This window comes from Cognatundibacterium oligocarboniphilum (genome assembly GCF_013377855.1).
In the GTDB taxonomy this organism is placed as follows: domain Bacteria; phylum Pseudomonadota; class Gammaproteobacteria; order Burkholderiales; family Burkholderiaceae_D; genus Undibacterium; species Undibacterium oligocarboniphilum.
In genome coordinates this window covers 229,550-251,919 of the sequence record NZ_JABXYJ010000005.1, presented here as the reverse complement: position 1 = coordinate 251,919, position 22,370 = coordinate 229,550, and the positions used below count along the sequence as shown (strand labels likewise).

22 protein-coding genes and 3 tRNA genes are annotated in these 22,370 nt (G+C 47.0%); 11 read left to right on the top strand and 14 right to left on the bottom strand.

What is annotated here, in order from left to right; genetic code table 11:
• Positions 1–31 precede the first annotated feature (31 nt).
• The 8 genes from fliL to HV832_RS10400 are packed head-to-tail and all read left to right on the top strand — an operon-like array spanning position 32 to position 5,866.
• Entirely contained in the window at positions 32–541 is a 510-nt protein-coding gene (gene fliL / locus HV832_RS10435) for a flagellar basal body-associated protein FliL (protein ID WP_176803774.1), read from the top strand.
• A 3-nt stretch (positions 542–544) separates the two neighbouring features.
• Positions 545–1,546, top strand: coding sequence for a flagellar motor switch protein FliM (gene fliM / locus HV832_RS10430; RefSeq protein WP_176803773.1), 1,002 nt, complete (start codon positions 545–547; stop codon positions 1,544–1,546).
• Positions 1,539–1,973, top strand: coding sequence for a flagellar motor switch protein FliN (gene fliN / locus HV832_RS10425; protein ID WP_176803772.1), 435 nt, complete (start codon positions 1,539–1,541; stop codon positions 1,971–1,973). Before fliM ends, fliN begins: the two co-directional genes overlap by 8 nt.
• Complete coding sequence (gene fliO, locus HV832_RS10420) at positions 1,970–2,398, top strand: flagellar biosynthetic protein FliO (RefSeq protein ID WP_176803771.1); 429 nt, start codon at positions 1,970–1,972, stop codon at positions 2,396–2,398. Before fliN ends, fliO begins: the two co-directional genes overlap by 4 nt.
• A 16-nt stretch (positions 2,399–2,414) precedes the next feature.
• Complete coding sequence (gene fliP / locus HV832_RS10415) at positions 2,415–3,182, top strand: flagellar type III secretion system pore protein FliP (RefSeq protein WP_176803770.1); 768 nt, start codon at positions 2,415–2,417, stop codon at positions 3,180–3,182.
• A 9-nt stretch (positions 3,183–3,191) separates the two neighbouring features.
• Positions 3,192–3,461: a flagellar biosynthesis protein FliQ gene (gene fliQ / locus HV832_RS10410; RefSeq protein ID WP_176803769.1), complete on the top strand. Its 270-nt coding sequence runs from the start codon at positions 3,192–3,194 to the stop codon at positions 3,459–3,461.
• 17 nt (positions 3,462–3,478) lie between these two features.
• Positions 3,479–4,285, top strand: coding sequence for a flagellar biosynthetic protein FliR (gene fliR, locus HV832_RS10405; protein WP_176803768.1), 807 nt, complete (start codon positions 3,479–3,481; stop codon positions 4,283–4,285).
• Positions 4,286–4,291: 6 nt separating this feature from the next.
• Positions 4,292–5,866, top strand: a complete 1,575-nt coding sequence (locus tag HV832_RS10400; RefSeq protein ID WP_176803767.1) for an NAD(P)H-hydrate dehydratase — start codon at positions 4,292–4,294, stop codon at positions 5,864–5,866.
• Here the strand turns inward: HV832_RS10400 and cysE are convergent, their stop codons facing one another.
• The 3 genes from cysE to rnr all read right to left on the bottom strand — a co-directional run bounded on the left by cysE (position 5,867) and on the right by rnr (position 9,948).
• Positions 5,867–6,610 carry a serine O-acetyltransferase gene (cysE, locus tag HV832_RS10395; RefSeq protein ID WP_176803766.1) on the bottom strand — a complete coding sequence of 248 codons (744 nt, stop codon included), beginning with the start codon at positions 6,608–6,610 and terminating at the stop codon, positions 5,867–5,869.
• Positions 6,611–6,721: 111 nt separating this feature from the next.
• On the bottom strand, positions 6,722–7,456 hold the full coding sequence (rlmB, locus tag HV832_RS10390; protein WP_176803765.1) for a 23S rRNA (guanosine(2251)-2'-O)-methyltransferase RlmB: 735 nt from the start codon (positions 7,454–7,456) through the stop codon (positions 6,722–6,724).
• A gap of 20 nt (positions 7,457–7,476) precedes the next feature.
• The gene (gene rnr / locus HV832_RS10385) at positions 7,477–9,948 is read right to left on the bottom strand and encodes a ribonuclease R (RefSeq protein WP_176803764.1); all 2,472 of its coding nucleotides are present in this window, start codon (positions 9,946–9,948) and stop codon (positions 7,477–7,479) included.
• A gap of 317 nt (positions 9,949–10,265) precedes the next feature.
• Here rnr and HV832_RS10380 point away from each other — a divergent pair.
• The 3 genes from HV832_RS10380 to HV832_RS10370 all read left to right on the top strand — a co-directional run bounded on the left by HV832_RS10380 (position 10,266) and on the right by HV832_RS10370 (position 10,800).
• A tRNA-Leu gene (locus HV832_RS10380) sits at positions 10,266–10,350 on the top strand.
• 140 nt (positions 10,351–10,490) lie between these two features.
• Positions 10,491–10,575, top strand: a tRNA-Leu gene (locus tag HV832_RS10375).
• A 140-nt stretch (positions 10,576–10,715) separates the two neighbouring features.
• Positions 10,716–10,800 (top strand) — tRNA-Leu (locus HV832_RS10370).
• A gap of 136 nt (positions 10,801–10,936) precedes the next feature.
• Here HV832_RS10370 and HV832_RS10365 read toward each other — a convergent pair.
• The 11 genes from HV832_RS10365 to hisS all read right to left on the bottom strand — a co-directional run bounded on the left by HV832_RS10365 (position 10,937) and on the right by hisS (position 22,351).
• Positions 10,937–11,479, bottom strand: coding sequence for a phosphoribosyltransferase (locus tag HV832_RS10365; RefSeq protein WP_176803763.1), 543 nt, complete (start codon positions 11,477–11,479; stop codon positions 10,937–10,939).
• Between the two features lie 19 nt (positions 11,480–11,498).
• A complete protein-coding gene (locus tag HV832_RS10360; RefSeq protein WP_176803762.1) occupies positions 11,499–12,812 on the bottom strand; it encodes an adenylosuccinate synthase in 1,314 nt (437 codons plus the stop codon).
• A gap of 5 nt (positions 12,813–12,817) precedes the next feature.
• Positions 12,818–13,969, bottom strand: coding sequence for an ATP phosphoribosyltransferase regulatory subunit (locus tag HV832_RS10355; RefSeq protein ID WP_176803761.1), 1,152 nt, complete (start codon positions 13,967–13,969; stop codon positions 12,818–12,820).
• Between the two features lie 116 nt (positions 13,970–14,085).
• Positions 14,086–14,985 carry a protease modulator HflC gene (gene hflC, locus HV832_RS10350; RefSeq protein WP_176803760.1) on the bottom strand — a complete coding sequence of 300 codons (900 nt, stop codon included), beginning with the start codon at positions 14,983–14,985 and terminating at the stop codon, positions 14,086–14,088.
• The gene (gene hflK / locus HV832_RS10345) at positions 14,985–16,250 is read right to left on the bottom strand and encodes an FtsH protease activity modulator HflK (RefSeq protein WP_176803759.1); all 1,266 of its coding nucleotides are present in this window, start codon (positions 16,248–16,250) and stop codon (positions 14,985–14,987) included. The genes hflC and hflK overlap by 1 nt, the downstream gene beginning before the upstream one ends.
• 32 nt (positions 16,251–16,282) lie before the next feature.
• Positions 16,283–17,413: a GTPase HflX gene (gene hflX / locus HV832_RS10340; RefSeq protein ID WP_176803758.1), complete on the bottom strand. Its 1,131-nt coding sequence runs from the start codon at positions 17,411–17,413 to the stop codon at positions 16,283–16,285.
• 38 nt (positions 17,414–17,451) lie between these two features.
• Positions 17,452–17,691, bottom strand: coding sequence for an RNA chaperone Hfq (gene hfq / locus HV832_RS10335; RefSeq protein ID WP_176803757.1), 240 nt, complete (start codon positions 17,689–17,691; stop codon positions 17,452–17,454).
• Between the two features lie 133 nt (positions 17,692–17,824).
• Complete coding sequence (gene der, locus HV832_RS10330; RefSeq protein WP_176803756.1) at positions 17,825–19,165, bottom strand: ribosome biogenesis GTPase Der; 1,341 nt, start codon at positions 19,163–19,165, stop codon at positions 17,825–17,827.
• Between the two features lie 6 nt (positions 19,166–19,171).
• Positions 19,172–20,320, bottom strand: coding sequence for an outer membrane protein assembly factor BamB (gene bamB, locus HV832_RS10325; RefSeq protein WP_176803755.1), 1,149 nt, complete (start codon positions 20,318–20,320; stop codon positions 19,172–19,174).
• A 13-nt stretch (positions 20,321–20,333) separates the two neighbouring features.
• Complete coding sequence (locus HV832_RS10320) at positions 20,334–20,984, bottom strand: YfgM family protein (protein ID WP_176803754.1); 651 nt, start codon at positions 20,982–20,984, stop codon at positions 20,334–20,336.
• 11 nt (positions 20,985–20,995) lie between these two features.
• Positions 20,996–22,351, bottom strand: a complete 1,356-nt coding sequence (gene hisS, locus HV832_RS10315) for a histidine--tRNA ligase (RefSeq protein ID WP_176803753.1) — start codon at positions 22,349–22,351, stop codon at positions 20,996–20,998.
• Between the last annotated feature and the right edge of the window lie 19 nt (positions 22,352–22,370).

Genomic DNA, 22,370 nt, shown 5'->3' with positions numbered 1-22,370 from the left:
TCGTGGCTGAACTAGCCCCTGGAGAAAAGATATGGCGAAAAAACCTGCCAAAGCAGCCCCTGACAGTGCTGAAGCAGCACCTACTGGAAAATCAAAGAAAAAATTAATCATTATTGTCACTGCGGTAGTCGTTTTGCTGGCAGCAGCAGGTGGTGGCGCTGCATTTTTCCTGTCCAAAAAGAATTCGACATCAAAAGACAAAGAACATAAATCAGAACCAGCAAAAGCGCCGGTTTTTCTGTCGATGGAACCTTTCACGGTAAACTTGCAGTCAGATGGTGGAGATAAATACTTGCAGGTGACGATGACTTTGCAAGTCGAGAGCGATGAGCAATCCACCATCATCAAGGCAAACATGCCGCAGGTCAGAAGTCGTTTGCTGCTGCTGCTTTCCAGTAAGGAAGCAGGTGAAATCATCTCCACAGAAGGTAAAGACAAGCTGGTAGAAGAAATTATTGAAAAAATCAATCAACCTTTTTCTCCGAAAGGTGAGCCGCAAAAGGTCACTGGCGTTTTCTTTACATCTTTTGTCGTTCAATAAACCATGTCCGATAATTTTCTCTCCCAGGAAGAAGTCGATGCGCTGTTAAAAGGCGTTACGGGAGATCAGGATGACTCACAATCCCAGGAAGATACTTCCGGGGTTCGTCCTTATAATCTCGCTACTCAGGAGCGGATTGTACGTGGGCGCATGCCTACCCTGGAAATTATCAACGAACGATTTGCCCGTTTGTTACGGATCGGGCTTTTCAATTTTTTACGACGCAGTGCTGAAGTCTCCGTCGGAACGGTCAGAGTCTCGAAATACAGCGAATTTATCCGCAATCTGGTGGTCCCAACCAATCTGAATCTGGTTCACATGAAACCGCTGCGCGGCACATCATTGATTGTTCTGGATCCCGGACTGGTATTTTTATTGGTTGATAATCTGTTTGGTGGTGACGGCAGATTTCATACCCGTGTTGAGGGGCGCGATTTCACGCAAACTGAGCAGCGTATTATTCAACGTATTCTGGAAATCGTTTTTGAAACTTATTCCAAGTCCTGGGAACCGGTTTACCCGATTGAATTCGAATACATCCGATCGGAAATGAATACGCAATTTGCAAATATCGCAACACCAAATGAGGTCGTCGTATCCACCACATTCACCATTGAATTAGGCCCTGTCAGTGGCGAAATGCATATTTGTATGCCCTACTCCACCATTGAACCAATCAGGGATATTCTCACCAGCAGCCTGCAAGGTGAAACCCTGGAAGTCGACCGCCGCTGGGTGCGTCTGATGACGCAACAAATTCAGATCGCCGAAATCGAAATCGTTGCTGATCTGGGTACAACCCGAGTCACACTGGGTGATATATTGAATATGAAAGTTGGTGATATTGTCCCGATCACTATTCCTGAAATTATTTCAGCGAAAGTAGATGGTACGCCTGTTATGGAATGCAAATATGGTGTGTTTAATGGTCAATATTCATTACGCGTGGAAAAACTGATCAGTTCCAGCGTACAGGAAGTCGCACAGGGAGAAAACAATGGATGAAAATTCAGAAGTGCCAATCAGCGAGGATGATTGGGGGGCAGCGATTGCCGAGCAGGAAAAAGCAGAAGCTGCCGCTGCTGCTACAAATAATGCCAAAACCGAACCTGCAGCAAGTCCTGCCATTTTTAAAGAATTCAGTGGACGGGGAAGTACAACCGAAACACATAACGATATCGATTTCATTCTGGATATTCCGGTTCAACTGACGGTTGAGCTGGGCAGAACGAAAATTGCAATTAAGAACCTACTCCAACTTGCGCAAGGTTCTGTCGTGGAGCTGGATGGTCTTGCGGGTGAACCTATGGATGTGCTTGTAAATGGCTGCCTGATTGCTCAAGGTGAAGTGGTGGTCGTGAACGATAAATTCGGTATTCGCCTGACCGATATTGTGACTCCGGCAGAACGTATTCGTAAGCTGAACAAATGACTAGGTTTTCCGGATATTCCCTTCTCTTTATCCTGGTAACGGCTGGCAGCAATGCTGCTGCTGAAACACCGGGAGTCACGCCTGCAACGGGATTTTTACAGATATTATTGGCGCTGTTCTTTATTCTGGCACTGATTTTCAGCGGAGTCTGGCTATTAAAACGCTTTAACCCTGCAATCGCCGCAAACAGAATTCCACTCAAAGTATTGGGAAATCTGAGTGTTGGCAATAAAGAGCGCATCATGATTATCGAAGCCGGTGACCAGTGGCTGATTGTCGGCGTCACCGCGAACAATATTCAAACCCTGGGTACTTTACCCAAACAGGAAAGCCTTTTGTCAGCAGGAACTGCTGACTCCTCTACTTTTCAGGACTGGCTCAGACACACACTTGAAAAGAAAAAATCTGCAACTGCGGATCATTAACCCAGCATTCTCCCGCATGAAATCTTTCCGAATTCCATTGCTGATTATTTTTCAGTTACTGCTCCTGATCTACAATCTGTTTCCCGAAACAGCATTCGCTCAGTCTCAGGGCGGATTACAGGCAATTACAAGCACTCCAGCATCCGGTGGTGGACAAAACTATTCTCTGAGCGTGCAGACCCTGTTATTCCTGACCGCACTGGGATTCATTCCTGCCGCGCTACTCATGATGACCAGCTTTACCCGAATCATCATAGTACTATCATTATTGCGACAGGCGCTGGGTACTCAATCGGCGCCACCCAATCAGGTACTGGTCGGTCTGGCGTTGTTTCTGACCTTATTTGTCATGGGGCCTGTTTTCGATAAAATTTATGCTGATGCTTATACTCCCTTTGCGGCAAACAAGATTTCGATGACAGAAGCAATGGATAAAGGTGCGGTGCCGCTGAAGCAATTCATGATGAAACAAACCCGGCAGGCGGATCTGGCTCTGTATGTCAAAATCTCCAATACGCCTGAATTGCAAGGCCCGGAAGAAGTGCCGCTACGCATCCTGATTCCAGCCTTTATTACCAGCGAATTAAAGACTGCATTTCAGATCAGCTTTGCGATTTTTATTCCCTTCCTCATCATCGATATGGTGGTTGCAAGCGTTCTCATGTCCATGGGTATGATGATGGTATCTCCATCCATTGTTTCGCTGCCGTTTAAACTGATGTTATTTGTTCTGGTGGATGGCTGGCAGCTGCTGATTGGTTCACTGGCACAGAGTTTTTACTAAGGAAAAACCATGACTCCTGATAGTGTGATGACCCTCGGCAGGCAGGCAATTGAAGTAACGCTGATGGTCTCTGCGCCACTGCTGCTGGTCGCTCTGGTGATTGGTTTGCTGGTCAGTATTTTTCAGGCAGCAACGCAGATCAATGAAACTACGCTGTCTTTCATTCCAAAACTGATTGGAATTTTCCTCACACTGATCATCGCAGGTCCATGGATGCTCAGCGTATTACTGGACTATATGCGACAGACTTTTACCAGCATCGCAACCATGGCAGGCTAACCGTTTGCTGACTGACCATGATTACCATTGCCAGTAGTCAGATAATCAGCCTGATCAGCGCTTTTATCTGGCCATTAACCCGGATTTTAGGATTAATTTCTATTGCGCCTCCGTTCGGCAATAATACCGTCCCGGTTCAGATCAAAATTGTTCTGGGTGTCATGATCGCCTTCATTGTCGCCCCAACCATTCCGGTACATCCTGCGAGTGACCCGGTTTCACTGACCGGCATCATGATCCTGGCTCAAGAATTGGTGATTGGATTAGGTATGGGTTTTGTAATGCGGATTGTTTTTGCCGCTATAGAAATGGCCGGCGAAGTATCCGGCCTGACAATGGGATTAGGGTTTGCAAGCTTTTTTGATCCCCAGACTCAAGGACGATCTTCCGCGATATCACAATTTCTGGTGCTGACTGCCACGCTGTTTTTTCTGACTTCAAATGGACATCTGGCATTGCTGAGTGCATTGATAGACAGTTTTCAATCGATCCCCATCTCTCCAACGCTGGAAAGCGGCTTTAATTTGCAACGCCTTGTGGTCTGGGGGGAACAGATCTTTATCACAGGCCTCAGACTTTCTTTACCCATCGTGGCTGCCTTGTTAATCACAAACGTTGCGCTTGGCATCCTCACACGGGCAGCGCCGCAGTTGAATCTGTTTGGTATCGGCTTTCCGATCACGATCGGTGTCGGTTTCCTGATGCTCGGATTAATACTACCTTACCTCAGCGTACCTTTTGATCAGCTCTTCAGACAGGGCTTTGAAACTATTCAGTCATTGCATCGTCCTCTTGCTCCGTCCTCCATACTACCTGCACGCTGACCATCCATGACAACCCACATATCCCCAGAGAGTCGCTCGCTTCTCTTTTGCTCACAGATCCGCGAACTGGAAAGTTTTGGGAAAACGCAACAAACAGAATACTCCCTGATGCAAAAAGCAGGAATAGCCGCAGCGAGGCTGGCAGCGGGAATCCTGCAGGAGAAACACTTACCGGTTTTGATCATTGCTGGTCCGGGTAATAATGGCGGTGATGCCTGCGAGACAGCTGCACGGCTCGCTATGATGGGCTGGCACTGCACATTGCTGATGTATGGCGAACCCGGAAAATATTCTGAGGATACCAAAAAAAGCTACACATTTGCCTCGGAACTGCCTCTTACGCTACAAGGATATCAAGATCTTTCGGACATTTTATCTACCCGGTGGGCACTGATTATCGATGGTCTATTCGGTATCGGGCTTACCAGGGATATGGATGAGCATTACGCTGAATTAATTAATGGCATCAATAAGCTGACTGTACGTAGCGATACTGCGGTATTGGCACTTGATCTGCCAAGCGGCATCAATCCGGATACAGGGGATTTCACTAACACCCAAATGTTGGCAATCCGGGCAGATTACACTCTGACTTTCATTGCCAACAAACCCGGACTCCATACTGCATACGGAAAAGATTTTGCAGGTAAAGTATTCGTCGATGATCTCGGCATTCAGGTAAGCAAAATTCCCGAAAGCAGATGCTTGCTTATCGAAGTCGATATTGAAGCCGATATGCTGGCACTATCAAGCCTGCGGCGATTACCCAATACACATAAGGGACATTACGGCCATGTACTGATCATCGGTGGAGTACAAGGTATGAGCGGAGCCTGCCTTCTGGCAGGCAGGTCTGCATTATTGGCTGGTGCCGGCAAAGTGAGCATTGGTTTTCTGGATGCAGCAGCCAGTTTTGACGCATTACACCCCGAGATAATGTGTAAAAACATTCGTGACTTCACAGTTACTAATGAAGTTCTGGTTGCCGGCCCCGGTATGGGCACCAGTCATGAGGCGAAAAAAATTCTGCAAGATATGCTGCGAAAAAACACCCCCATCGTCATCGATGCGGACGCGCTGAACCTGATTGCGGCTGAACCTGAACTGCAGGTCGTATTGAGACAAAAAACAAGCCCTGTCATCCTAACGCCGCATCCATTAGAAGCCGCACGCCTTCTGGGGAAATCAATCACTCAAATACAACATGATCGCCTGAGCGCCGCAAAACAGCTCGCAACAACATTCAACGCTATTGTGATCTTAAAAGGTGCCGGAAGCATTGTCAGCAACCCGAATGGCGATATCCTCATCAACACAACCGGTAACCCAGGCTTGTCCACCGGCGGGACTGGTGATGTATTGGCTGGCCTTTGCGGTGCATTGCTGGCGCAGGGTATGCCAACTATTGAAGCAGCTAAATTCGCCACCTGGATTCATGGCAAAGCAGCTGATGAACTGGTTGATTCTGGTATCGGCCCCATTGGATTATGTGCCGGAGAATTACCACAAGCAATCCGGAACATCCTGAACAGACTCGTCCGACAATCGGACTTTCCCTCACAAAGACAACGACCAGTTTAACTACTCAACGAGGCTGTTGATCTGTTCCGGATTGATTTTATCCTGCGCTTTCGTTTGCTCGCACGCGATCCCCGCACAAGAAATAGCTGCGGTCAGTTTTTCAATCTGCTCTTGCTGCGCAGCGGCGTGATCAATCAGCTTATGTAAAACCTTGGATACCGGATCATCATTGTTTTGGGTAACTCCATATGCTGAAAACAGATTCGCCTGCGGACTATCAGTAACATCATCTCTTCTGATCAGATGTGCAGGGTTACCGACAGCTGTCGCACCGGCAGGTACGGCTTTCAAAACAACTGAATTAGAGCCGATTTTTGCTCCCGTACCGACCGTAAAACTACCCAACACTTTAGCTCCTGCGCCCACAATAACGCCCGCCTCAAGAGTCGGATGTCTTTTAGCTCCGCGTGATAAGGACGTCCCCCCTAAAGTGACACCTTGATATATCGTGCAGTCATCACCAATCACCGCAGTCTCACCGATAACCACGCCAAATCCATGATCAATAAAAACCCGGCGTCCTAAAGTTGATCCCGGATGAATTTCAATTCCGGTCAAAACCCGTGCCACATGAGATATAAATCGTCCAAGCCATTTCAATCCATGACTCCAGCACCAGTTTGCCCAGCGATGCATCACGATTGCCTGAAATCCCGGATAACAGGTAATGACTTCCCATGCGTTGCGGGCAGCAGGATCTTTTTCAATAATACTGGCGATATCTTCGCGGAGACGACTCAACATGACAGGTAAGCAAATAGAAAAACGAGTTACATACTAACGTATCTGTAAAAAGTGCGCCGAAGCGCACTGATATTACCAAACACTACCAAACGAAATATTCAGAAATTTCGATCAGACAGACCGCTGGCGCCTGGCTTCATAGAGACAAACACCCGATGCAACGGACACGTTCAGGCTTTCTACGGTTCCCAGCATTGGAATACTGACCAGCTGATCACATGTTTCCCGCGTCAACCGACGCATCCCCTCACCTTCGGAACCCATCACTACTGCGCAACCAGATGTAAAATCGACATCGTAGATGGTCTTATCTGCCTCGTCAGAAGTCCCGACCAGTAAAATATCACGCTCCTTCAGCTCGCGCAGAGTTCGTGCCAGATTGGTCACTGTAATGTATGGCACGGTCTCAGCTGCACCACTTGCTACTTTAGCTGCCGTCGCATTTAATCCTACTGCGCGATCTTTCGGCGCAATGACGGCATGCGCGCCCACTCCATCTGCAACACGCAGGCAAGCCCCCAGATTATGCGGATCGGTAATGCCATCAAGAATCAGCAGTAATGGTGGGCCTTCAATCGCATCCAGCAATTCATCCAGATTTCTGGCCAAAGACAGCTCACCAGCCTTGGCAACAACACCCTGATGGCGGCGGGTACCCACAATGTTTGAAAGTCGCTGATCATCTGCCTGAATAATGCGGATGCCTGCTGCTTTTGCGGTATGCAGTAACTCTTGCATGCGACGGTCACTACGTTCGGCATCCACATAAATTTCATCTACGGATGAGGCTTCATGACGAATCCTTGATGTGACTGCATGAAACCCAAAAATCATTTTACTTTTCATATAACTTTTCTTTATTTAACTTAGCGTCTTCTTTTGACCGGTTTTGATGGTTTTGTACCGGTGCTTTTCTTCCTGGCGGAGGATGTTTCTCTCTCTTTAACGCTGCTTGCACTGACAGTATTTGACCGTTCCCGTTTTTTGGGCTGTCGCTCATTTCCGGCATTTCGAATATGAGCATCCGCTTGGAGAATCTGCCGTGCAGAAGAAGATGCTTTCTTTGCCTTCTCAGGCGCAGAAGCCCCTTTTTGATAAGCAGGAGTGGCAATATTAGGCTGAACAATACTCAGATCAATCTTGCGCGCATCCAAATCCACCCGACTGACCTGAACTCTGACCTTGTCTGTCAACTGATAACGTTTTCCGGTTCGCTCTCCACGCAACTCGTGTCGAGCCTCATCAAACTGGAAGTAATCGGCCCCCAATTCTGTGATATGAACCAAACCTTCAATGTAAATATCATCTAACTGCACAAAAATACCGAACTGGGTTACTCCGGAAATTGTTCCGACAAATTCCTCTCCGAGTTTATTTTTCATGTAGTAGCACTTCAGCCACGCTTCTACATCGCGTGAAGCCTCATCGGCACGACGCTCATTGGCGGAGCAATGTGTTCCCAACAAATCCCAGACCGTCTGATCTTTTTCAACAGCTTTTTTTCCGGCTGCTTTATCGGCGACCAATTGTTTGCGGGCAGCATTGGAAATTGTCGTATTCAAAATACTAAAATCAATTCCCTTTGGTTCATAAATCTTACCTTGCAATACCGCTTTAATTGCACGATGCGTTAACAGATCGGGATAACGTCGTATCGGGCTGGTGAAGTGCGCATATGCGTCATAAGACAGTCCGAAGTGACCAATATTGTCCGGACTGTAGACCGCCTGCTGCATTGAGCGCAATAGCATTGTCTGTAATAGCGAGGCATCGGGGCGACCTTTTATTCTCTCCATTAACGCCGCGTAATCCGATGCTGACGGAGAATCCCCCCCCCCCAGGAACAATCCGGTCTGTTTCAGGAAGTTACGGACCTGGACTAATTTCTCTTTAGTCGGCCCGGCGTGCACACGGAATGTTCCTGGATGTTTATATGTCTCCAGTAAATTTGCTGCACAGACATTTGCCGCCAGCATGCATTCTTCAATCAGCTTATGTGCATCATTTCGGGTACGAGGAATGATTTTCTCAATTTTCCCGGCATTATTACAAACGATGTAAGTCTCAGTCGTCTCAAAATCTATTGCACCACGGGCATGTCGCGCTTTCAGCAGTGCCTGAAAAACCTCGTATAAGTGCAATAAATGGGGCACCAATGTGAGACGCTTTGCTGCCTCAGGTCCTTTGGTATTTCCCAGAATTGCAGCGACTTCGGTGTATGTGAAACGTGCTGCGGAATGAATCACTGCGGGATAAAACTGATACGCCTTTACTTCACCTTGTGCTGTGATCACCATGTCGCACACTAAGGTCAGGCGATCCACATCCGGATTCAGTGAGCACAAGCCATTTGACAGCTTCTCCGGCAACATAGGAATAACGCGACGAGGAAAATAAACCGAGGTGCTGCGTAATAAAGCATCTGCGTCAAGCGCATCATTCGGCATAACATAATGACTGACGTCTGCAATAGCCACGATCAAACGGTAGCCCTTTACCCTGCCAATTTTCACCGGCTCGCAATACACTGCATCATCAAAATCGCGTGCATCCTCACCATCAATGGTCACTAGAGGAATATCGCGCAAATCAACTCTGTCGTTCAGATCTTTAGGCTGCACTTCCGCGGGCAGTTTTGCAGCCGCTTTTTTTGCGGGTTCCGAAAATTCATGGGGAACCCCAAATTTTCGGACAGCAATTTCAATCTCCATTCCGGGATCATCGACTTCTCCCAGAATCTCCACAATTTTGCCTGATGCCTGAGAGTAACGCGTAGGTTGCTCAGTCAACTCAACACTCACAACCTGGCCAGCTCTGGCCTTACCCGGAGACCCTGCCAATAAAATATCCTGACTGAATCGTTTATCTTCCGGGGCAATAATCCACACGCCATTTTCGTTGAGTAACCGGCCAATGACATGTGTATTAGCGCGCTCCAGAATTTCAACGATACTTCCTTCCAGACGACCGCGGCGATCGGTGCCGGTAACACGGGCAAGAACCCGGTCTCCATGCAATACTTTCTGCATTTCCCGTTCGGGTAAAAACAAATCTTCAGTATTATCGTCAGGGATCAGGAACCCGTAACCATCTCTATGGCTACTGACTTTTCCAGAGATAAAATTTTCATGGTTTGAAAGCTGATAATGACCAGATTGACTGATCTTCAGTTGGCCATCCCGCTCCATTGCACTTAATCGACGTGTCATGCCTTCAAGCTCCTCGGTTTTTGTGCCTAACTTGTCTGCGATCTCTGTAACTGTCAGATTAACTTTAGCCGTGCGAAGGACGCCTAAAATTTCTTCCCTGCTGGGAATTGGATATAAATGTTTATTCAAATGGTATCTATTTCTTTTAAATGTAAAACATGCCCCATGTTTAATATGGAAACACGGCTATAGTTTACCGGAGCAACGACTAATCACCTAACGTTATTCAAGTATCACCCAGTAAAAATCTTGACATTCTCCAACAATAATCTATAATTGCGGTCTTCCGTNCTATTTCTTTTAAATGTAAAACATGCCCCATGTTTAATATGGAAACACGGCTATAGTTTACCGGAGCAACGACTAATCACCTAACGTTATTCAAGTATCACCCAGTAAAAATCTTGACATTCTCCAACAATAATCTATAATTGCGGTCTTCCGTAGCCCACGTGGCGGAATTGGTAGACGCGCATGGTTCAGGTCCATGTGCCGCAAGGTGTGGGGGTTCGAGTCCCTCCGTGGGCACCAAGCTTAAAGGAAAGCCCGTTGATTAATTTCAACGGGCTTTTTCCGTTAACGCAAGCAAAAAAATATACCGAAACATTGCATAAAAAATTCATCATCTCAACACAGGCCCACTTACTTCCTATATAATAATCTCTTATGCAGCCCACGGGGCGGAATTGGTAGACGCGCATGGTTCAGGTCCATGTGCCGCAAGGTGTGGGGGTGCGAGTCCCTCCGTGGGCACCAAGCTTAAAGGAAAGCCCGATGATTAATTTCAACGGGCTTTTTCCGTTAACGCATGCAAAAAAATTTACCGAAACATTGCATAAAAAATTCATCATATCAACACAGGCCCACTTACTTCCTATATAATAATCTCTTATGCAGCCCACGTGGCGGAATTGGTAGACGCGCATGGTTCAGGTCCATGTGCCGCGAGGTGTGGGGGTTCGAGTCCCTCCGTGGGCACCAAAAATACAGAAAGCCCGTTGATTAATTTCAACGGGCTTTTTCGTTTTATCACCCTGAAATCAATCACTAAATCTACCTTCATTTCTTTTTTTGATGATTACGCATAATAAAAAAGGAGCAAAAAGCTCCTTTTTTATTATGTAACTTCACCTTTTTTCAACCAGGCATTTAATTGATGCGGTCTGATGCTGTCATATTCTTCAAATGGCTGATGAATCCATGGATTAGTTTGCAGATAGTCCAGATAATAATCAGGTTTCACGGAAGAACAGGCCTTATACCAGATGACCGCAGATTTCACCTCACTGACCGATGGAAAATGCTCTCGCAAATGTTGCAACACCCGCTCCAGAGTTATTCCCGAGTCCACCAAATCATCCACAACGAGCACTCTGCCCTGCAAACTCCCCTTGGTCATGGAGATATATTTACCAATATCCAGGGATCCCTGTACAGTGCCAGCTTCTTCCCGATAAGAACTGGTTGATAAGATAGCTAATGGGACGTCAAAAATCCGGGAAAAAATATCGCCCGGACGCAAGCCACCACGAGCAAGACACAGCACCTGATCAAATTTCCAGCCGGACTCATGCACCTTCAGTGCCAACTGCTCAATTGATCGGTGATAAGCCTCCCAGGAAACCCACAAATCTTTATCTGTCGATACTGGTGTATTCATATTCAACTAAATTCCTTCTTCAAACAAACGGATGACGCAATACAATAGTTTCCTCCCTGTCTGGCCCCGTGGAAACCATATCAATGGGAACGCCGACCAGCTCTTCAATACGTTTGATGTAATTGCGCGCATTTACCGGCAGTGCATCCATGCTCTTCGCACCCACCGTCGATTCAGCCCATCCTGGCATTTCTTCATAAACTGCTTCACACAAAGAAGCCTCTTCCGCTCCCACCGGGAAAATATCTACGGCAACGCCATTCACCTTATAGCCAGTACATAATTTCAGCTTATCCAGTCCATCCAAAACATCCAGTTTTGTCAGACACATTCCCGAAACACCATTGATTTGTACAGAACGTTTCAACAATGCCGCATCAAACCAGCCGCAGCGGCGCGCGCGGCCCGTGACCGTTCCAAACTCATGCCCAACGCTTGCCAGATGCTGGCCAACACCCTGATCGGTTGGCAGTTCCGATGGAAATGGGCCGGAACCAACCCTTGTCGTATAGGCCTTGGTAATGCCCAAAATATAATGCAGCATGTTCGGTCCGACACCTGCGCCGGCTGCAGCATTTCCAGCCACACAGTTACTGGACGTCACGAAAGGATAGGTGCCATGATCGACATCCAGCAAACTGCCTTGCGCACCCTCGAATAACAAACTTGCCCCCGCTTTATGCGCCGCATACAAGGCCGTAGAGACATCGGCAACCATCGGCCGGATACGTGGCACCAAGGCCAACGCATCATCCAGAGTCTTTTGGTAGTCGACTGCCGGTGCCTTCAGATAGTTGGTGAGCACGAAATTGTGGTACTCCAGATTCTCTTTCAACTTTTCGGCAAAACGTTCCGCATTCAATAGATCCGCAACTCGAATCGCACGACGCGCAACTTTATCCTCATAGGCAGGGCCGATTCCCTTCCCTGTCGTACCAATTTTTGCAGCTCCGCGTGCGGCTTCGCGTGCGGCATCCAGTGCGGTGTGATATGGCAGAATCACCGGACACGCTTCTGAAATTTTCAGCCGGGAAACGACCTCAACACCATTGGCCTGCAACTTATCAATCTCACGCAATAAATCAGGAACTGATAACACAACACCATTGCCGATATAGCAAGCAGTTCCTGCGCGCATGATCCCGGATGGAATCAGTTGCAACGCGGTTTTCTGACCACCGATCACCAATGTATGTCCGGCATTGTGCCCCCCCTGGAAACGGACAACACCTTGTGCGTGATCAGTCAGCCAGTCGACGATTTTTCCCTTGCCCTCATCACCCCATTGCGTACCGATAACGACGACATTTTTTGCAGTTTTATTGTTTGACATCACACTTAACCTACATTTTGAAGAATCCATTGTTGACCATCGAAAACCACTGTACGGCTACAGTCGAATTCGTCTTGTTCATTTTCGTGACCAGGGAAATTTTGAATCACAATTTCCCCCTCACTGCGCCATTGGGCAATTTTTAATAATAATTCTGGATCACGACTCCACGGTGCACGTATGGCACCCTTTCTCTCAGCAACAGGCATCAATCGAGCCAGTTCACGCAAATCCAGAGAAAAACCCGTTGCAGGCCGTGCGCGACCAAATGCTTCGCCAACATGATCATAGCGGCCACCACGAGCTACCGCGTTAGGTAATCCCGGTACAAATGCACTGAACATGACACCACTATGGTAGTGATACCCTCGCAGATCAGCCAGATCAATGGTGACCTGCGCAGTGCCCACCAGAGTCGTCAGAGACTGGAGCTCATGCAACGCATCCCGCACACCCGGAATATCCGGCAACTGCTGCTGCGCCCTCACTAACACGGAGGCATCACCATACAAAGTCGGCAAAGCCGTTAATGCCTGTCTCACCGGAGCAGAAAAATCACGACTTATCTGATCAATTGCGGGTATATCCTTCGCTTCAAGCAAAGAAAACAAAACATCCTCATGTTTTTTTGCAGTGTCATCAAGGTCGAGAATCGCCTTTAAGACGCCGACATGGCAAAGATCGAGGCGAACTTCGCCAATACCGGCCAGACTCAGACAGCCTAAAACAATTTGCTGAATTTCAGCGTCCGCCTCCAAACCATTATGTCCGTAAATTTCCGCACCAATCTGAATTGGCTCCCTGGTTGCGTGCAAACCAGAAGGCCTCGTATGCAGGACATGTCCTGCATAGCAAAGCCGGGTGACGGATTGGCGGTTTAGCAAATGCGCATCTATCCGCGCTACCTGAGTCGTCATATCTGCACGAATACCCATCGTGCGACCAGACATCTGATCTACCAGCTTGAATGTACGCAAATCCATATCCTGCCCGGCACCGGTCAGCAAAGATTCTATGTACTCCAGCAATGGCGGCATGACCAGTTCATAGCCATATAATCTGAAATGGTCCAGAAAAACACGACGCAAGTCTTCTATCTTGCGTGCCTCGGAAGGCAGCACATCGGCAATATTTTCAGGGAGAAGCCAATTAGGCATTGGTGCGCAATCAAAATATAAATTAAAAAAAACCACAAAAACGGCTTATATCCGGTCAACAGCGACCTGAACCATCATTGATTCAGATCGCTGTTGAAGAACAACCAGAAAGTAAATTACTTATTCCGTGATGAGGAATTATTACCTGATGTACCGGGTGCTTTGAAATACTTAAAAAATTCTGAATTCGGATCAACGACAACAATATCGCTTTTGTTTTTAAAGCTGGCTCGGTAAGCCTCCAGGCTACGATAGAATTTATAAAACTCCGGATTCTGTCCAAACGCCTGCGCATAAATCTGAGATGCCTCTGCATCACCCGCGCCGCGTATTTGCTCTGCTTCGCGATAAGCCTCTGCCAGAATAACGATTCTTTGCCGGTCCGCATCAGCCCTGATTTTTTCAGACTCGGCCGCTCCCGTGGAACGCAATTCATTGGCTACCCGCAAACGCTCTGCCTTCATGCGATCATAAACAGAGTTATTTATCTGCTCGACATAATCAACGCGCTTTAATCTCACGTCGACGATCTCAACACCAATCTGCTTTGCTTCCTCTGCGACTTTACTCTTGATGGCTTCCATGACCTTGCCACGCTCGCCGGAAATTACCTCCCGAACGGTGCGCTTCGTAATTTCATCATTCAACGCGGCTTTAACGATTTGAGACAGACGGTCTTTGGCACGACGCTCATCCCCGCTAAAACTGACGTAATACAACTTCGGCTCGGAAATTTGCCATTTCACATAAGAATCAACCAGGATATTTTTCTTTTCGGCCGTGATAAACCTGTCAGCATCGGCAGAATCAATGGTCAGAATACGCTTATCCAAAAACAAGACATTCTGAAACGGTGGCGGCAATTTAAAGTGCAAGCCTGGTTCACTAATAACAGACTTCACCTCGCCAAATGCAAAGACAATGGCATGGGACTTCTGATCAACTACAAAAATTGTCGAATAAACGACCAACAAGCCAGCCGCAATTGCCAGAAAAAGGGAGAGTATTTTATTCATTATCTCGTCTCCCGATCGCGAGAATCGCGCACATCTCTGCTTCGGCTATCTTTTCCATAGCGCATTTCAACTGTGGGAATTTGTTCGCCCTGAACTTGGGCAGAATTAGGCGCAACAGCAGCAGTTGCCGGTTTATTTGCGACAGATTCACCCTGAGAAATCATTTTCTCCAGAGGTAAATAGATCATGTTGCCCGTTTGCTTGGTATCCATCAGTACTTTACTGGTGCTGGCAAATATCTGCTGCATAGTTTCAAGATACATCCTGTCGCGCGTCACTGCCGGAGCTTTCTGATACTCACTCAATACCTGCTTGAATCTGGACGCGTTGCCTTCTGCGTTCGCCACGATGCGGGAGCGATACCCTTCCGCCTCCTGCAAAGTCCGCGATGCTTCACCACGGGCTTTAGGAATGATCTCATTGGCGTAAGCTTGCCCTTCATTTTTTTGACGCTCTTTATCCTGACCGGCCTTCACGGCATCATCAAAAGCTGCCTGAACCTGCTCTGGTGGTTGGACACCCTGCATGGTGACATTCGTGATCTGCACACCTGCCTTATAGCGCGTCAGAATCTGCTGCATCAAACTTCCCACATCCAGCGCAACTTTCTCGCGGCCTTCGTACAAAACAAAGTCCATCTTGCTTTTACCAACAATTTCACGAACCGCTGTTTCAGCAACCTGACGGATCATCTCTTCCTGATCCCGATTACTGTATAACCATTCAGAGGCATTTTTTAATTTGTACTGAACAGCGAACTGAATATCAACGATATTTTCATCGTCAGTCAACATCAGGGACTCATTTGCCTGTTTATTTTTAACACTGGAGCGATAACCGACTTCGACCGTGCGCACCTGAGAAACATTCACAATTTCATGCCCCTGAATCGGATATGGCCACCGCCAGTTCATACCAGCCCCTGTGACGTGACTGTATTTACCAAAGGTTGTGATAACAGCTGTCTGACCTTCCTGGACGATAAAAACACCACTGACCAGCCAGACAAATATAAAAATCAGGATCAGTGCCCCAATCCCCATTCTGGCGCCAGCAGAGTCGGGATTAAAGTTACCTTTATCTCCACCACCCTGCTGCCCCAAAAAGCGTGCAATACGCTGATTCAGATCTTTCCAGACCTGTTCCAGATCAGGTGGTGTGTCAGGTGTTTTTTTTCCGTCATTATCACCTTTAGACCCCCGACCCCACTGAGGATCATTTAAAGACAAAATAGCGCCTGCCCTCTTGAGAAGTGAACCTATCATTTCTTTTGATATCCGATCAATAGTACGCTGCATTAATGCGCATGAAAACGCAAATCATCAACACTGATGTCCGATTTTTCGTTTGATATACTGACTGCTTTAGATATGGCGTATTCAGCGACGACATCGCGCAAAATGCTCAGTCCGGCCCCAGTTTTGGCGCTCAGAAAAATCCGGTCAATTTTACCATATTCATTTTTGCCACTTGCCGGCTCCATACCGGCCAAATCAATTTTATTCAATACAATAATCTGTGGAATATGATCTGCACCAATTTCCTTTAACACGCTGTTGACCTGCTGAATCTGCTCCATACGCACTGGACTGCTGGCATCGACCACATGCAGCAACAAATCCGCATGGATTGTCTCCTCCAGAGTCGCCCGGAATGCTGCCACCAACTGGTGCGGCAAATCCTGAATGAATCCGACCGTATCTGAAATCACCACGCTCCCGGCATCACCTAAATACAGGCGTCTGGAAGTTGTATCAAGTGTCGCAAATAACTGATTAGCAGCATACGCACCAGCTTTAGTCAGTGCATTGAACAGTGTGGATTTACCGGCATTCGTATATCCAACCAAAGATACTGAAAAAGTTTTACTTCTGTCACGGGAACGACGCTGAGTTTCCCTTTGCCGCTGCAACTTCTCCAGCTTCCCTTTCAACATCTTGACGCGCTCTCCAAGCAATCGCCGGTCAGTTTCAAGCTGAGTTTCGCCTGGCCCACGCAGGCCAATGCCCCCTTTTTGACGCTCAAGGTGAGTCCAGCCCCTGATCAGTCTGGTTGCCAGATGTTGCAACTGAGCCAACTCAACCTGAACTTTACCCTCATGGCTTTTTGCTCTTTGCGCAAAAATGTCAAGAATCAGGCTGGTACGGTCAATCACCCGAACTTTCAGGTGGCGCTCCAGGTTACGCTGCTGTGCGGGAGATAATGCATGATTAAAAATAACAAGATCAAGATGCCCGTCGGAAACTGCGGTCAATACTTCATCCGCTTTACCAGCGCCTATAAACAAGGCGGCATCAGGACTGGATCTTTTGCAACTGATGGTTGTGACTGGCTGAGCCCCTGCAGACTGCGCAAGAAGTGAAAGCTCTTCCAGGCTAACGGCAAAATCGTCTTTACCAAAGTCAACACCGACTAATGCGGCGCGCATACTTAAAGACATTTTTCCAATTGAGAAAGAATCAAAATTTACTCTGCTGCTTCGGTATCGGAATTAATACTGACAGCACGTGCAGGAACGACCGTAGAAATAGCGTGCTTATAGACCATTTGAGTAACTGTATTTCTCAGCAACACGACATACTGATCAAAAGATTCAATATGACCTTGCAACTTTATTCCATTAACCAGATAAATAGATACTGGGATATGTTCTTTGCGCAAAGCGTTTAAAAACGGGTCTTGTAGTAATTGCCCTTTATTACTCATAACAGCTCCATGGTGTTGTTGTGATCAGGAGTTGGGGATTGTTTGATTATTTTCAAGCAACCCTGCTCTTTAAAAAACTGACTTGCTCTAAAATAAAATTTGAAAAAAACTTTCAAAACTCTATTCTGAATACTTATTTTGATTTATCAAAAGGATTTTTACCGGATCGCATTTCAATTCTCAGCGGAGTTCCCACCAATGAAAAGGTTTCTCTGAAATGTTTTTCAAGATAACGCTTATACACATCACCCACAGCATCCAGCGCATTTCCATGAATCACAATAATTGGCGGATTTTGTCCGCCTTGATGAGCATATCTTAATTTAGGTCGGATAGAGCCTTTTCGCTTCGGTTGCTGATGCTCAACAGCCTCAATTAAAGCCCTGGTCAATTTTGGCGTTGACAAATTAACCATGGCAGCAGCATAAGCGGCATCGATCGACTTCAATAAAGGACCAATTCCAGTCGATTTTAATGCAGAAATGAAATGAAATTTTGCAAAAGTGAGGAAATTTAATTTCCGCTCAATATCTATTTTAATTTCATCCCGTCGGTCACTCTGCAATCCATCCCATTTATTGACGCCAACAACCAAGGCCCGCCCGGATTCCAATATAAAACCAGCAATGTGGGCATCCTGTTCCGAAATATCCTGTTGTGCATCTAGCAAAAGCAAGACGACATTTGCCTCGGAAATAGACTGCAGTGTTTTGACAACTGAGAACTTTTCAATCGCCTCAAACACCTTACCTCTGCGGCGAATACCTGCAGTATCAATAAGAGAATAATGCTTACCATCCCGCTCGAAAGGAATTTCAATAGAGTCGCGGGTCGTCCCTGGCATGTCAAATGCGATGACCCGGTCCTCTCCCAGCAAAGTGTTGACCAGTGTTGACTTACCCACATTAGGACGGCCAACAATGGCAATTTTTATTCCTTTGACGACATTTTCAGGTTCATCAATTTCAGGCGGTCTCTGAGCAAAAGCAATATCAAGAGACTCTTGTACAAGATCAGCAACACCATCACCATGAGCCGCAGAAATCACGTAGGGGTCACCAAGTCCCAACTCATAAAAATCAGCTGTTACCGAAGTGTATTTCATCCCTTCAGCCTTATTGACCACCAACATAACAGAACGACCGGATTTTCGTAAAAAATCCGTAATCGTTTTATCATGCGGCGTCAGGCCCTGACGCCCGTCAACCATGAAAACAACGACATCAGCCTCTGCGACCGCCTGCTTAGTCTGCTTTGCCATTTCATGCAGAATACCTTCCTTGGCTACAGGCTCAAACCCCCCTGTATCTATCACCAAAAAAGGTCTTTCGCCAATGCGCCCTTCACCATAATGACGATCCCGGGTCAACCCCGGTAAGTCTGCTACAAGGGCATCGCGTGAACGTGTAAGCCGATTGAACAGCGTGGATTTGCCGACATTAGGTCGGCCGATAAGTGCAATAACCGGCTTCATTGAATATTACTCGGTTGCCAATGCAACCACTAACCCTGATTTTGTTTGAACAATTAAATTGGAACCGGCAACAACGGGGGCTGCCAGTATCTGACTACCGTCAGTAGCGATTCGCCCTATGAAAGAACCGTCTTCTCTCGATAAAAAGTGGACATAGCCAGCCAGATCACCGACTGCCACAGCCCTGCCAAAAGAAACGGGAGCAGAAAGTTTACGATAAGATAATTTATCGTTTTTCCAGGCACTGCCGCCACCATTTCTGGAATAGGCATTGATTCCACCGCTCACGTCGGCGGCGAAAATAAAGCGCTCATCGCCACCGACACCGACTTCGCTGGATAATTTTTTGGCCCACCTAGCGGCACCGGTCTGAAGATCAAAACAGCCAACTCGTCCCTGATAGGAACTCGCGCAAACATCATTACCGACTACGACTGGCAAACCAGACACATCAGCAACCCGTTCGAGTTCAGTTGAACCTTTAGGTTCACCGACTGCGGCTTCCCATCTCAGACTGCCGTTCGTCATCGACAAAGCCGACATCCGTCCGCCTGGTAATGCAACAATAACCTGATCGCCAGCCACCACCATTCCTGGTACAGCACGTAATGTCAGCGGTGGCAGCGGGCGCTCGGCAGACCACTTACGCACACCTGACGCTACAGCATATGCACTGATTTTATTGTCAATACTGCGGACAATTACCTGATCATCAGCGACTACAGGGGCGGACAAAATTTCTGTTGTATCCTGAATTTTCCAACGCAACTGACCATCTCCGGAAAAGGATAATAAATGCCCTTTCTCACCGGCCACAAATATCTGCTCCGAACCCACACCAACACCGCCAGTCAGACGCATGCCAGCATTGATCCGCCACTCCGTACGTCCACTTAAAGCATCTATCTTCATTAAAGTACCATCAGCTGCAGCGACATAGATTTTTGTCCCGGAAACCGCCGGAGAAAACACGTAATTCGCTGCGCTGCCGACTTGAACCGCCCATGTCTGTTTTACACTGAGAGACGACTTGAAATCAGTAAGTGCTGCAGGCGCATTTTTCACCTCACTTTTCGATGAAAATGGATTCCAGGATGAACAACCAGCTAAAACCGATGCAACCAGAACTGCGGATAATTTGGTGGATAAACGCATAAACACACTCCTGTTATTTACTTGCAGATTCAATGCCACCACCAATTGCATCAAGCTTTAACTGAACCAGTTGTTTGATCGGATCCTTATCGGTCATTTTACCTATCGCCGCCTGATATGATTTTCTCGCTTCTGTCACTTTTCCAAGAGCGACATAAACATCACCCTTCCTGTCTTCTACCTGCACCTGCAATTCTGCAGGAAACTCACCAGTAAGCTGTTTTAATGCATCATCATAAGATTTATCGTCCAGCAAAAGCCCTGCCAAACGCAGCTTTGCCAAGACCTTATATTCTTCAGACTTACCCGAATCAATAATCCATTGCAGTTGAGACTTCGCACTTTTTAAGTCGCCAGAATCAAAAAAAGCCTTCGCTGTGACGAATGCCCCCATCGAAGCATAAGCGGTCGATGGAAATTTTTCCTTCAGGTCAGTCGCCGTCCTGAGTATTTTTGGTGCATCTTTATCGGTTACTGATTTCAACAGCTCTTCATACAACTGAGAGGCCTGACCAGCCTGATTGTTCTGATAATTATTCCACTGAGACCATGCCACATAACCAGCAAGTGCAATGATCACGATCCAGGTGATCAGGTTGCCGTATTGTTTCCATGCCGCTTTTAAAGTTGCCAGTTGCTCTTGTTCTTCTAAATCGTAAGCCATATTTTGATAAATTAATGATTGATATGAACATGATGAGGATCATCACAGCAATGCGCATCATCCGTTGCGCCCGTGATTTGATCTACCAGATAGTCGACTGCGGCATTGAATGGCACATTGGTCTGGTGACCATCTTCGGAGCGCATCGCTTTAATTGTTACTGATTCATTGGCAAGCTCATCTTCACCAAGAATAACACTATAAGCACAGCCGCTCGCATCTGCTTTTTTCATCTGGGATTTAAAATTCCCTATGCCGTTTGCAGTTGCGCAATGTAACACAACATCCAGGCCAGCATCACGCAATCTCTCACCCAGAACAATCGCCTGCATCTGCGCCTCATCCGACTGGTGCACAAGATAAACATCACACAAAGCCGGCTGATGAATCTCACCAGCAACTTTCATCAGTTCAATAAGGCGCTCAATTCCCATCGCAAAACCGCAGGCGGGCGTCGGTTTTCCACCAAACGTAGAAAACAGCGAGTCGTATCGACCACCAGCGCAAACAGTACCTTGCGCGCCCAATTCATCGGTAACCCACTCAAAAACAGTCCGGTTGTAATAGTCCATACCACGTACCAAGCGTGGATTAATGGAAAACGGAATGCTGTTGTGCCGCAGGATTTTCTGAACACCTTCAAAGTGTGCCAGCGATTCAGTGCCGAGATAATCGAGTAATTTAGGGGCAGCATTCACCATATCCTGCATAGCCGGATTTTTGGTATCAAGTATACGCAATGGATTTGAATACAGTCGTCGCTTTGCTTCAGCATCCAGAATATTTTCATGCTTTTCAAAATAAGCAATCAATGCTTCCCTATGCTGGTTGCGTTCATCTACATCGCCAATCGAGTTAAGCTCGAGCCGGACATTCTGCAAGCCAAGATCATCCCAAAGACGCTGGCATAACATAATTAATTCTGCATCCACGTCAGGACCACTGAATCCAAGCGCCTCTGCCCCTACCTGATGAAACTGGCGATAACGACCGCGCTGAGGCTTTTCGTGACGAAACATCGGACCGCTGTACCACAATCTTTTAGGTCCGTCGTATACGAGGTTATGCTCAATGGCAGACCGCACCACACCCGCAGTACCTTCCGGGCGCAGCGTCAGTTTGTCGCCATTCATTGAGTCCTCGAAAGAATACATCTCTTTCTCAACAATATCCGTGACCGCACCAAGTCCACGCGCAAATAAAGGCGTTGGCTCAACGATGGGCGTTCTGATTTGTTGAAAACCGTAACTTTTCAGAACTGAATGAACCGTATTTTCAAACAACTCCCACAATGAGGAATCATTCGGCAAAAGATCATTCATTCCTTTAACGCCAACTATTTTTTCTATTTTTTTATTTTCTGACATAAAACAACCTAATAAAACC

Bases quoted from the DNA above. Each gene is read 5' to 3' on its own strand.
- HV832_RS10400 (WP_176803767.1), top strand. From the start codon at position 4,292: ATGACAACCCACATATCCCCAGAGAGTCGCTCGCTTCTCTTTTGCTCA.
- fliP (WP_176803770.1), top strand. From the start codon at position 2,415: ATGAAATCTTTCCGAATTCCATTGCTGATTATTTTTCAGTTACTGCTC.
- fliO (WP_176803771.1), top strand. From the start codon at position 1,970: ATGACTAGGTTTTCCGGATATTCCCTTCTCTTTATCCTGGTAACGGCT.
- fliN (WP_176803772.1), top strand. From the start codon at position 1,539: ATGGATGAAAATTCAGAAGTGCCAATCAGCGAGGATGATTGGGGGGCA.
- hflK (WP_176803759.1), bottom strand. From the start codon at position 16,250: ATGATAGGTTCACTTCTCAAGAGGGCAGGCGCTATTTTGTCTTTAAAT.
- hfq (WP_176803757.1), bottom strand. From the start codon at position 17,691: ATGAGTAATAAAGGGCAATTACTACAAGACCCGTTTTTAAACGCTTTG.
- hisS (WP_176803753.1), bottom strand. From the start codon at position 22,351: ATGTCAGAAAATAAAAAAATAGAAAAAATAGTTGGCGTTAAAGGAATG.
- fliL (WP_176803774.1), top strand. From the start codon at position 32: ATGGCGAAAAAACCTGCCAAAGCAGCCCCTGACAGTGCTGAAGCAGCA.
- der (WP_176803756.1), bottom strand. From the start codon at position 19,165: ATGAAGCCGGTTATTGCACTTATCGGCCGACCTAATGTCGGCAAATCC.
- fliQ (WP_176803769.1), top strand. From the start codon at position 3,192: ATGACTCCTGATAGTGTGATGACCCTCGGCAGGCAGGCAATTGAAGTA.
- bamB (WP_176803755.1), bottom strand. From the start codon at position 20,320: ATGCGTTTATCCACCAAATTATCCGCAGTTCTGGTTGCATCGGTTTTA.
- hflC (WP_176803760.1), bottom strand. From the start codon at position 14,985: ATGAATAAAATACTCTCCCTTTTTCTGGCAATTGCGGCTGGCTTGTTG.
- HV832_RS10320 (WP_176803754.1), bottom strand. From the start codon at position 20,984: ATGGCTTACGATTTAGAAGAACAAGAGCAACTGGCAACTTTAAAAGCG.
- hflX (WP_176803758.1), bottom strand. From the start codon at position 17,413: ATGCGCGCCGCATTAGTCGGTGTTGACTTTGGTAAAGACGATTTTGCC.
- HV832_RS10355 (WP_176803761.1), bottom strand. From the start codon at position 13,969: ATGCCTAATTGGCTTCTCCCTGAAAATATTGCCGATGTGCTGCCTTCC.
- fliM (WP_176803773.1), top strand. From the start codon at position 545: ATGTCCGATAATTTTCTCTCCCAGGAAGAAGTCGATGCGCTGTTAAAA.
- HV832_RS10365 (WP_176803763.1), bottom strand. From the start codon at position 11,479: ATGAATACACCAGTATCGACAGATAAAGATTTGTGGGTTTCCTGGGAG.
- HV832_RS10360 (WP_176803762.1), bottom strand. From the start codon at position 12,812: ATGTCAAACAATAAAACTGCAAAAAATGTCGTCGTTATCGGTACGCAA.
- cysE (WP_176803766.1), bottom strand. From the start codon at position 6,610: ATGTTGAGTCGTCTCCGCGAAGATATCGCCAGTATTATTGAAAAAGAT.
- fliR (WP_176803768.1), top strand. From the start codon at position 3,479: ATGATTACCATTGCCAGTAGTCAGATAATCAGCCTGATCAGCGCTTTT.
- rlmB (WP_176803765.1), bottom strand. From the start codon at position 7,456: ATGAAAAGTAAAATGATTTTTGGGTTTCATGCAGTCACATCAAGGATT.